Origin of the sequence: Sediminimonas qiaohouensis DSM 21189 (assembly GCF_000423645.1) — a bacterium.
Classification (GTDB): domain Bacteria; phylum Pseudomonadota; class Alphaproteobacteria; order Rhodobacterales; family Rhodobacteraceae; genus Sediminimonas; species Sediminimonas qiaohouensis.
On sequence record NZ_AUIJ01000019.1, the window covers coordinates 41,528 to 51,210 of the forward strand.

The following is a 9,683-nucleotide window of genomic DNA, read 5'->3' on the forward strand; positions in this document are numbered from 1 at the left end:
CGGCGACCGCTTGCCAGCGCATGACGCACGGACCAGTATGGCCGCGGAGGGCAGTGCATGGCAGGCGATATCTATCTGGTTCTGGGCGGGATTGGGATGTTCCTGTTCGGAATGAAAATCATGACCGAGGCCCTGCGCGAGGCATCGGGGCGGCGGCTACGGGTATTGCTGGCGCGGTCGACCCGGACGCCGCTATCGGGGGTGGCGACGGGGGCGGCGGCCACCGCGGCGGTGCAATCGTCCAGTGCGACAACGGTGATGACGGTGGGGTTTGTCGGCGCCGGGCTACTGAGCCTGCCGCAATCGCTGGGTATCCTCTACGGCGCCAATATCGGCACCACCGCAACCGGGTGGATGGTGACGCTGCTTGGGTTCAAGCTACACCTCGGGAGCGTCGCGATGCCGGCGTTGTTCGTGGCCAGCCTGGTGGCGCTATTGACCACGGGGCGGCGCGCGCGGATCGGGCGGGTGGCGGCAGGGCTGTGCCTGTTGTTTATCGGGCTGGACCTTATGCAGGACGGCGCGGCGCGGTTCGGCGACGCCGTCACCCCGCAGAGCCTGCCGGGGGCCGGTATGTGGGCGCAGGTGCAATTGCTGGCGATCGGGCTGGCGATGACGCTGGTCATGCAATCATCAAGCGCGGCACTGGCGGTGGTTCTGGTTTTCCTTGGTAGCGGGGCGATCGCGTTCGCGCAGGCCGCGGCGATGGTGATCGGGATGAACCTGGGCACCACGTTCACCGCGATGCTGGCGACGCTGGGGGGATCGCGCGCGATGCGGCAAACGGCGGTGGCGAACCTGATGTTCAATGCAGGTACGGCGGTTGTGGCGTTTCCGCTACTAGGGCTGAGTGCGCCGCTGTTCGCGCAGGTGGCGGCGGGCGCGGGCGCGCAAACGGCGCTGGTGGCGTTTCACACCACGTTCAACGTGGTAGGCGCGATGATCTTTCTGCCAATCACCGCGCGGTTCGGGCGGCTGGTGCAACGCCTGATCCCCGAGCAACGGCCGGGCGACCCGGCCGAGGCATTGGACCCCGCCCTTCTATCCGATGAAAGCGCGGCGATGGATGCGCTGCACACGGTTCTGAGTAAATTGGCCTGCGAGGCGTTCAGCGCGTTGGGAAAGGCCCTGTCGCCGTCGCCGGACATGCGGGCGCTGGCGGCAGTCGATGCGCGGGTGCGGCCGGCGCTGGAGCGAGCCGAGGCCTATGCCGCGCGGATACAGATCGCCCCGGACCACGCCCATGCGCGTGAGCGGCACGCCGCACTGCTGCACCAGGCCGATCACCTGACGCGGATGCTGCGGCGCATGGAACGGCGCGCAATGATCGCGGTGCTGCTGGACGATCCGGGCGTGGCGCGGGCGGCGCGCCTCTTTGGCGCAACGCTGGCGCGGGCGGCGTCCGAGGGTCAGCCGGCGGCACAGGCGTCGCGGCTGGCGTGGCTGTCGGGCTACGTGGCCCGGCGCGCGAACCGGCACCGGCGCGCGACGTTGCTGCGCGAGCATGTCGGCACGATCAGCGTGGCGGACATGTTCGAGCGGACCGACGCGATGCGCTGGCTGCACCGCACGGTGGATCATGCCGAACGCATCGCCAACTACGACGGCACGGCAAGCAATGCCGCACCGTCCTTGGCCCAGAGCGAGGATTAAAGCCCGGCGTCGAGCGCGGCGACGATGGCATCGCCCATTTCGCTGGTCGAGACGGGGGTGACCCCCTCTTCGCCCAGAAGGTCCGCCGTGCGCAGGCCATCGGCCAGCACCTTTTCCACGGCGTTTTCAAGGCGGGTCGCCTCATCGCCAAGGTCGAACGAATAGCGCAGCGCCATTGCAAAGCTGAGGATGCAGGCGATCGGGTTCGCCTTGCCCTGCCCCGCGATATCCGGGGCCGAGCCGTGCACCGGCTCGTACAGCGCCTTGGGCCGGCCATTGGCCATCGGCAGACCCAGCGAGGCCGAGGGCAGCATGCCAAGCGAGCCGGTCAGCATCGCGGCCAGATCCGACAGCAGATCGCCGAACAGGTTGTCGGTGACGATCACGTCAAACTGCTTGGGCCAGCGGGTCAGCTGCATCGCGCCGGCATCCGCATACATGTGGCTCAGCTCGACATCGGGGTATTCGGCATCGTGGATTTCCTGCACCACGTCGCGCCACAGGATCCCCGATTCCATCACGTTGGCCTTTTCCATCGAACAGACCTTGTTACCACGCTTGCGGGCCAGCTCGAACGCCGAGCGCGCGACGCGGGCGATCTCGGATTCGGTGTAGCGCTGCGTGTTGATGCCGACACGCTCGTTGCCTTCCTCGAAGATGCCGCGCGGCTCGCCGAAATAGACGCCCGATGTCAGTTCGCGCACGATCATGATGTCGAGCCCGGCAACCACGTCCTTTTTCAACGACGAGAAATCCGCCAGCGCATCGAAGCATTGCGCGGGGCGGAGGTTGGAAAACAGGTCCATCTCCTTGCGCAGGCGCAGCAGGCCGCGCTCGGGCTTGACGCTGAAATCGAGCGCGTCGTATTTCGGCCCGCCCACGGCGCCCAGAAGGACGGCGTCCACCTCTTGCGCCTTGGCCATCGTGTCATCGTGCAGGGGGGTGCCATGCGCGTCATAGGCCGCTCCGCCGACGAGATCCTCGCTTACGTCGAAATCGATGCCGCGCTTGTCGCCGAACCAACCGATGATCTTGCGCACTTCGGCCATGACTTCGGGGCCGATCCCGTCACCGGGCAGAATAAGAAGCGAGGCGGTCGTCATGAGCGGTATCCTTTGTCTGGGAAACGGTTGCGCATGGGGTAGCCGTTGGCGCGCGGAGGGTCAAGAAAGCACGTCGCCCAACCCGGCCGCCAGCATGTCCCAGACCCGCGCGATACGCGGCGTGCGGCGAGTGGCCTGCGGCGCAGCCAGCCAGACCGGCAACGCGGGCAGGTCCAGATCGGGCAGCAGGCGGCGCACGCGCGGCTCGCCTTGGCCCAAGGCAAGCGGCGCGAACCCGATGCCACAGCCGGCGCACAAAAGGCTCCAGGACACCAATTGATTGTCGCACCGGGTGGTGAACCAATCGCGCGTGGCGGGCCAGCCCATGTCGCGCATGCGCCGCAAGATCAAATCGCTGCGGTCAAAACCGACCAGATCGAAGTTGGGCAGCGCATCAATGCTCTTGGGCGCACCGGCGCGATTCAGGTAGCTATGGGCGGCATAGATCCCGATGGGCATCTCGCCGATCTGGCGTGCGACGATATCAAGCTGCTGCGGGCGATACATGCGCACGGCGATATCGGCATCGCGGTACAGCAGGTTGTCGCTGGTATCCGAGGCGACAAGATCAATTCGCAGGCGCGGCAGCGCCTGGCGGATATTGGCGATAATCGGCGGCAGAAGGTGGAACGCCACGACCTCGCTTGCAGTGATGCGCACGGCGCCTTCGAGGGCACGATCACGGCCCGCCGCCGTCAGGGTAATATCGGCGATGGCGTCGCGCATGCGCTGCGCGGCGGGCAGCAGGGCCTCGCCGCCATCGCTAAGCGCAAGGCCGCGCGGGTGGCGTTTGAACAGATCCACGCCAAGCTGCGCCTCGATCTGGCGGATCTGCCGACCAAGGGTTGGTTGGCTTCGCCCAAGTCGTCGCGCCGCGCCGGAAAGCGAGCCGGCCTCGGCCACGGCGAGGAAGCCTTGGACAAGGGACCAATCAAGGGTTCTGAGGGCTTTTTCCATTCAATTATGAATAGCAGATAGGAAATTTTTGGCAATTACCGTTCAAATATTTGCGGCGTAGTTTTGGCGGCACCTTCAATGCCAAACACGATGAAAGGACGCGAAAATGGGAAAGACGGTTTTGATACTGGGCCAAAGCGGCCGGTTCGGGCGCACGGCGTCCGAGGCCTTTGCAAAAGCGGGATGGCAGGTGCGCGGGTTCACGCGCGGGCAGGACGATCTGAACAAGGCCGCACGCGGCGCCGACGTGATCGTAATGGGGTGGAACCCGCCCTATCATCACTGGGCCGCGCAGCTTGCGGGCATGCACGCGCAGGTACGGCGCGCAGCATTGGCCAATGACGCCACGGTCATCGTGCCCGGCAACGTTTATGTTTTCGGCCCCGATCAGGGGATGCCGTGGGACGAGACGACACCGCACCGCGCGACCAACCTTCTGGGCCGGTTGCGGATCGACATGGAGGCCGCCTATCGCACTGACGGCGTGCGCACGATCATTCTGAGGGCGGGCGATTTCCTGGATACCGAGGCGTCTGGCAACTGGTTCGATTTGATGATGGCCACCAAGGTGCCGCGCGGGGTGCTGCGGTATCCGGGTAACCCCGACATTCCGCATGCGTGGGCGTACCTGCCCGATCTGGGTCGGGCGGCGGTGGCCCTGGCCGAGCGGCGCGATAGCCTGCGCCGGTTCGAGGATGTGCCATTTGCCGGGATCACGATGACCGGGCACGAGATGGCGCAGGCGTTGACCCGCGTGCGGGGGCATGACGTGCATGTCAGGGCATTGGCGTGGTGGCCATTCAGGCTGGCGTGGCCATTCATGCCGATGGCCAAGCACCTGTTCGAAATGCGCTACCTGTGGGACACGCCGCACCGGCTGAATGATGCGAAGTTCAAGGCATTGCTGCCCGATTTCCGGGTCACGCCAGCGGACGGCGCCCTGCGCGCAGCAACGGCGCATTTGCCGGGGGCGGTTCACGCGGCGGGCGGCGCGGCGCGAGCTGCGGCGGGATAAGCCTAGGGCCACTCCACATCGATCCAGACAAGGCGGTGCGGGCTGGCGGTTGCGGCGGGCTCGGCCATCGGATCACCCGGCGCGGGCCAGAAGACGCCCGCGCCACGCACGGCCAATTCGGCCGAAGGCAGCACGTAATCGACCCGCTGATTGCCGGGAACGGGGCCGGGCCAATCGACCGTGTCCAGCGCCGGATCGCCGGTATGGGCGGCATCAGAAGCGGTATCGCCGCGCCCCTTTGGGCGGGGATCGCGCAGGCGCGGGTCGGACAGCAGCGTATTGAGCGCACCGGCCCGCCCCTGCCCATCGGCCGGGTCGGTGTTGGTACCGCCCATGAGGACAAAGGCGCCATCGGGCGGCGCGCCGAACTGGCCATCAAGGAATAGCGACCAGAAGCGCGTTTCGTCATGGTTGCGGCGGCCGTTCCGATCCTCGGGGCCGTCGAACACGGGCGGGCCGGCGTGATAGCTCAGCAGCCATAGATCGCGGCCCCGCACCCGCACGGGCACCGCCCAGTGCCCCACCGACGACAGCCGCTGCACCGCCTGCGCGGCGACCGAGGGGAACGGGCGGCCGTTCTTGAGCGGCAAGAGCGCGCCGGGCAGGTCGCGCCAAAGCAGCGACGAGAAATCGCGCGCCTTGTCCGCAAGGATCCGGTGGCGCGACAGGATCGCCATGCCCCCTTGCCCCGCGAAACGGCCATAGCCTTGCGCATCGCGCGGTGTGCCGCGCCGCCCGTCGCCATCCATATCAAGGCCAGTGGGCAGCCCGGTATTGGGCGGCAGGGCAAACTGATGCGGCATTGGCCAACCCGATTGCGCAAGGCGCCCCCGAAGCGCCCGGAGCGACAGCCCGTGGTAATCGAAATCCACCCCTTGCAGGGCGATGATATCGGGCGCGGCCGCCGCGATCACGCGGGCAACGGCATCAACCTGCGCGTCCTGCCCGCGCAGGATATCGCGCAGCAAAAGGCCGGGGCCATCGCGCTCAAGATCGGTGTTGTAGGTGGCGATGCGCAGCACGTCCGCGCGCGCAGGCGCGGCACATAGCAGCGTCAGCAACAGCGCGCCCGCCACGGCGCGCCGCCACGGGGTCAGGCGGCGGTGACGGCACTGGCGGCGGTACTGCCGCGATGACGCTTGCGCAGGATCATCACAGCGATCCGGTTGATGGCAATGCCGCGCATCACAAGCCCGGCAGGCAGAAAGGCCCATAGCGTCAGCGCCCAGATCATGGTTTGAGGCCCCAACGGCGTGATCGCGCCGGTCAGGGCCGACATGGTCATCGCCACGCCGGGCACAAAGAATGGCAGGAACATCCCTAACAACATGTTAAGAAGCGCATGAAGCTGCATGCGTGGCACGATATCGCTGTTGGTTGTCTGGCTGAGCATCGGCAGATTGATCCAGACATTGAAGGCGCCGCTGCGCGCGGGCCAGCCAAGCGCCCTGAGCACCCAGATGAACACGACCGCCATCAGGATCGAGGCCGTGTAGGACAGCGCCGCCATGTCGCGCATCAGGGCGACGTGCCTGGCCGCGGTCCCGTCCGGCAGCAAGTGCAGCACGAGGCGCACCGGGGAATAGGGGAAATCCATGAACCGGCCCAGCAGCGATGCCAACTCGCGCAAGAGAGCGCCGCCAATCGACGGGGTGGCAGGCTGTCGCAAGATAAGCGTCAGCGCGATGACCGTCAGCGCAAGAGCCGCAAACCGCAGCCGGTTATAGGGCGGCGCGTAGCGGAACTCGATCATGCTGGGATAGGTCGTGTTGTATTCCAGGAAGGTCAATAACGACGCCAAAAGCGCGACCAGAACGATGATCTGGTCGGCGCCGCCCGCCTTGGCGGGCAACAGCACCGTTGGCAGCACAACGAGCACCGCAACGGCAATAGCGCGCATCAGCGCGCCTGTCAGAGATACGATCACTGCCCGATCCCTTCAAACTGGCCGAACGCGATTCATTGCCGCGCCCTGTTTCCAACTTGACCCGCATTTACGTTATGCGGCTTGCCTCATTATCGCCTGATTTTTGCCTTGTTTCGACGGGTCACTCAAGCATGTCAAAGGCTTGGAGGCGCAATACGTGGGGAAGTGGTGCCACAATGCACCATTCGGGGCGACAAAAACGTCTAAAAATCAAAATGATACAACATATTGTGGCCATCAGGGCCAATAATACAAATACCCCGGCGGTTGCGCCGGGGCCCTGTCATGCGAAAACGTCGCCCCTCAGACCCAAGGGCGCGCGGCGGCGGCGCGGGCCTCGAACGCGTCGATGGCGGGCGCCTTTTCCAGCGTCAGCGCGATATCGTCCAGCCCGTTGATCAGGCAATGCTTGCGGAACGGGTCGATGTCAAAGCGGACCACCTCGCCATCCGAGGTGGTGATCGTCTGCGCCTCGAGGTCGATATCCATGCGCGCGTTCGCGCCCTTCTCGGCGTCCTTCATCAGGATATCGACCTGCTCTTGCGGCAGGGCAATGGGCAGGATGCCGTTCTTGAAGCAGTTGTTGTAGAAAATATCGGCAAAACTGGGCGCGATGACACAACGAATGCCGAAATCCAGCAGCGCCCAAGGCGCGTGTTCGCGCGACGAGCCACAGCCGAAATTATCACCCGTCACCAGGATTTCCGCCTCGCGATACTGCGGCTTGTTGAGCACGAAATCGGGGATCTCGGCGCCATCGCCGTCATAGCGCATCTCGTCAAACAGATTCACGCCAAGGCCCGAGCGCTTGATCGTCTTGAGGAACTGCTTGGGGATGATCATGTCGGTATCGACATTGATGAGCGGCATGGGCGCGGCGATGCCGGTGAGTTTGTCGAATTTTTGCATTACATCATCTCCCGCACATCGGTCAGTTTGCCGGTTACCGCCGCGGCGGCGGCCATCGCCGGGCTCATCAGGTGGGTGCGCCCGCCGCGGCCCTGGCGGCCCTCAAAATTGCGGTTCGAGGTGGCCGCGCAGCGCTCGCCGGGGGCGAGTTGATCGGGGTTCATGGCAAGGCACATGGAACACCCCGCGAGGCGCCATTCAAATCCCGCCTCGGTGAAAATCTCGGCAAGGCCTTCTTCTTCGGCCTGGGCGCGCACGAGGCCCGAGCCGGGCACGATCATGGCGCGCAGCCCTTCCTTGACCTTCTTGCCCTTGAGGACCTTGGCCGCGGCGCGCAGATCCTCGATCCGGCCATTGGTGCACGAGCCGATAAAGACGGTGTCAATTTCCACGTCGCTAAGGGGTTGGCCGGCCGTCAGGCCCATGTATTCCAGCGCGCGGCGCGCCGCGTCGACCTTGCCGCCGGTGAAATCCTCGGGCGCGGGAACGTTGGCGGTGATGGGCAGCACGTCCTCGGGCGAGGTGCCCCATGTCACCAGCGGCGCGATGTCCTCGCCGCGGATGGTAACGACCTTGTCCCAATGCGCGTCCGGGTCGGAATAAAGCGTCTTCCACCACGCGAGTGCGGCTTCCCACTGGGCGCCCTTGGGGGCGTGGGGGCGGCCCTTGACGTAGTCAAAGGTTTTCTCGTCCGGTGCGATCAGGCCGGCGCGCGCGCCGCCTTCGATCGCCATGTTGCAGACGGTCATGCGCCCTTCCATCGACAGCTCACGGATCGCCTCGCCGCAATACTCGATCACGTGGCCGGTGCCGCCTGCGGTGCCGGTGGCGCCAATCACCGCCATGGTGATGTCCTTGGCCGTGACACCGGGGCGCAGCTTGCCGGTGATCTCGACCTTCATGTTCTTCGATTTCTGCTGAATCAGGGTCTGGGTGGCCAGGACGTGCTCAACCTCGGACGTGCCGATACCGTGGGCCAGCGCCCCGAATGCGCCGTGGGTGGCGGTGTGGCTGTCGCCGCAGACCACCGTCATGCCCGGCAGGGTCCAGCCCTGTTCGGGGCCGACGATGTGCACGATGCCCTGCCGGATGTCCGACACGGGGTAGTAGTTCACGCCGAAGTCCTGCGCGTTGCGATCCAGCGCCTCGACCTGGATGCGGCTTTCTTCGTTCTTGATGCCATCGACGCGGTCGGGCGTGGTGGGCACGTTGTGATCGGGCACGGCGATGGTGTTTTGCGGGTTGCGCACCTTGCGGCCGGTCATGCGCAGGCCCTCGAAGGCCTGCGGGCTGGTCACTTCGTGCACCAGGTGCCGGTCGATATACAGCAGGCTCGAGCCATCCTCGGCCTCGTCCACGAGGTGAGCATCCCAGATCTTGTCATAGAGGGTCTTGGGGGACATTGGTCCTCTCCCGTTCGAATTCTGTTAGCAGGGCATCGCCGAAGCGACAGGGATTTTGGGGCGCATCCGCCTTATAGGCGCGCCAGTACCGTCAGCGACGCGCCGAAAAACCGCTCTCGCAGGCGGGCGCGATCATCGATGTCGAAAATCCGTGTCATCCCTGCCAGATACATCGCGCGGGCCCGTCTATCAAGGGCGCAGGTTGTTTGCGGGGCCCTTTGCAGCAAATGGTGCAGACAGCCGATCCCGAGGCGCGGAGTGGCAACGACCGCTCCGAGGCCAGAGTGACCAATGCTGCACTGTAGTCGAACGGCAGGTATGGTGCAGGGAGCGAAGTTTGCAAAGCCGCGGACGTGGCTAAACATTTAAGCCAACACAGTAAAAGCACCAGTTGGGCTCTGTTGCACAAAGCGCGTGAGGGATTCATGTCGCGAATCCAGTGTGGTAGCTGGGCGACATGAGCAGACCCACACCCCCAACCTACAAGACCAGGAACTGGCCGGCCTATAACGAAGCGCTCAAGCGCCGTGGCTCGCTGACAGTCTGGTTTGACCCGGAGATGATCTGGGAGGCTGCGCCGACCGGTAAGCGCGGTCGGCAGCAGACCTACAGCGACACCGCTATCCAGACATGCTTGACGATGAAAGTGTTGTTCGGCATGGCGCTACGCCAGACCACAGGCTTCGTCGAGAGCCTGCTGCATTTGGTCGACCTGG

Annotated in this window: 10 protein-coding genes; 3 read left to right on the top strand and 7 right to left on the bottom strand. The window is 65.2% G+C overall.

All coding sequences use genetic code 11. The features are described from left to right. Positions 1-57: 57 nt before the first annotated feature. The gene (locus G568_RS0113915) at positions 58-1,653 is read left to right on the top strand and encodes a Na/Pi cotransporter family protein (protein ID WP_026758609.1); all 1,596 of its coding nucleotides are present in this window, start codon (positions 58-60) and stop codon (positions 1,651-1,653) included. On the opposite strand, the gene leuB is transcribed toward G568_RS0113915, so the two are convergent. Continuing rightward, the gene (leuB, locus tag G568_RS0113920; protein WP_026758610.1) at positions 1,650-2,756 is read right to left on the bottom strand and encodes a 3-isopropylmalate dehydrogenase; all 1,107 of its coding nucleotides are present in this window, start codon (positions 2,754-2,756) and stop codon (positions 1,650-1,652) included. The two genes, G568_RS0113915 and leuB, sit on opposite strands and share 4 nt — an antisense overlap. A 60-nt stretch (positions 2,757-2,816) precedes the next feature. Continuing rightward, the gene (locus G568_RS0113925; RefSeq protein ID WP_026758611.1) at positions 2,817-3,713 is read right to left on the bottom strand and encodes a LysR family transcriptional regulator; all 897 of its coding nucleotides are present in this window, start codon (positions 3,711-3,713) and stop codon (positions 2,817-2,819) included. 106 nt (positions 3,714-3,819) lie between these two features. On the opposite strand from G568_RS0113925, the gene G568_RS18910 reads away from it, so the two are divergent. Continuing rightward, on the top strand, positions 3,820-4,728 hold the full coding sequence (locus G568_RS18910; protein WP_037374208.1) for a Rossmann-fold NAD(P)-binding domain-containing protein: 909 nt from the start codon (positions 3,820-3,822) through the stop codon (positions 4,726-4,728). Between the two features lie 2 nt (positions 4,729-4,730). Here G568_RS18910 and G568_RS0113935 read toward each other — a convergent pair whose 3' ends face one another. The 5 genes from G568_RS0113935 to G568_RS20590 all read right to left on the bottom strand — a co-directional run bounded on the left by G568_RS0113935 (position 4,731) and on the right by G568_RS20590 (position 9,140). Next, the gene (locus G568_RS0113935) at positions 4,731-5,804 is read right to left on the bottom strand and encodes an endonuclease/exonuclease/phosphatase family protein (RefSeq protein WP_245582950.1); all 1,074 of its coding nucleotides are present in this window, start codon (positions 5,802-5,804) and stop codon (positions 4,731-4,733) included. A 17-nt stretch (positions 5,805-5,821) separates the two neighbouring features. Further along, complete coding sequence (locus G568_RS20715; RefSeq protein ID WP_026758613.1) at positions 5,822-6,655, bottom strand: hypothetical protein; 834 nt, start codon at positions 6,653-6,655, stop codon at positions 5,822-5,824. Positions 6,656-6,958: 303 nt separating this feature from the next. Beyond that, entirely contained in the window at positions 6,959-7,564 is a 606-nt protein-coding gene (leuD, locus tag G568_RS0113945) for a 3-isopropylmalate dehydratase small subunit (RefSeq protein ID WP_026758614.1), read from the bottom strand. Next, a complete protein-coding gene (gene leuC / locus G568_RS0113950) occupies positions 7,564-8,967 on the bottom strand; it encodes a 3-isopropylmalate dehydratase large subunit (protein WP_026758615.1) in 1,404 nt (467 codons plus the stop codon). Before leuC ends, leuD begins: the two co-directional genes overlap by 1 nt. Positions 8,968-9,038: 71 nt before the next feature. After that, entirely contained in the window at positions 9,039-9,140 is a 102-nt protein-coding gene (locus G568_RS20590) for an isopropylmalate isomerase (protein ID WP_211222260.1), read from the bottom strand. 284 nt (positions 9,141-9,424) lie between these two features. Between G568_RS20590 and G568_RS0113960 the strand changes: the two genes are divergently transcribed. Continuing rightward, positions 9,425-9,683, top strand: a 259-nt coding sequence (locus tag G568_RS0113960) for an IS5/IS1182 family transposase (protein ID WP_026758616.1), incomplete at its 3' end; no start/stop codon positions are given.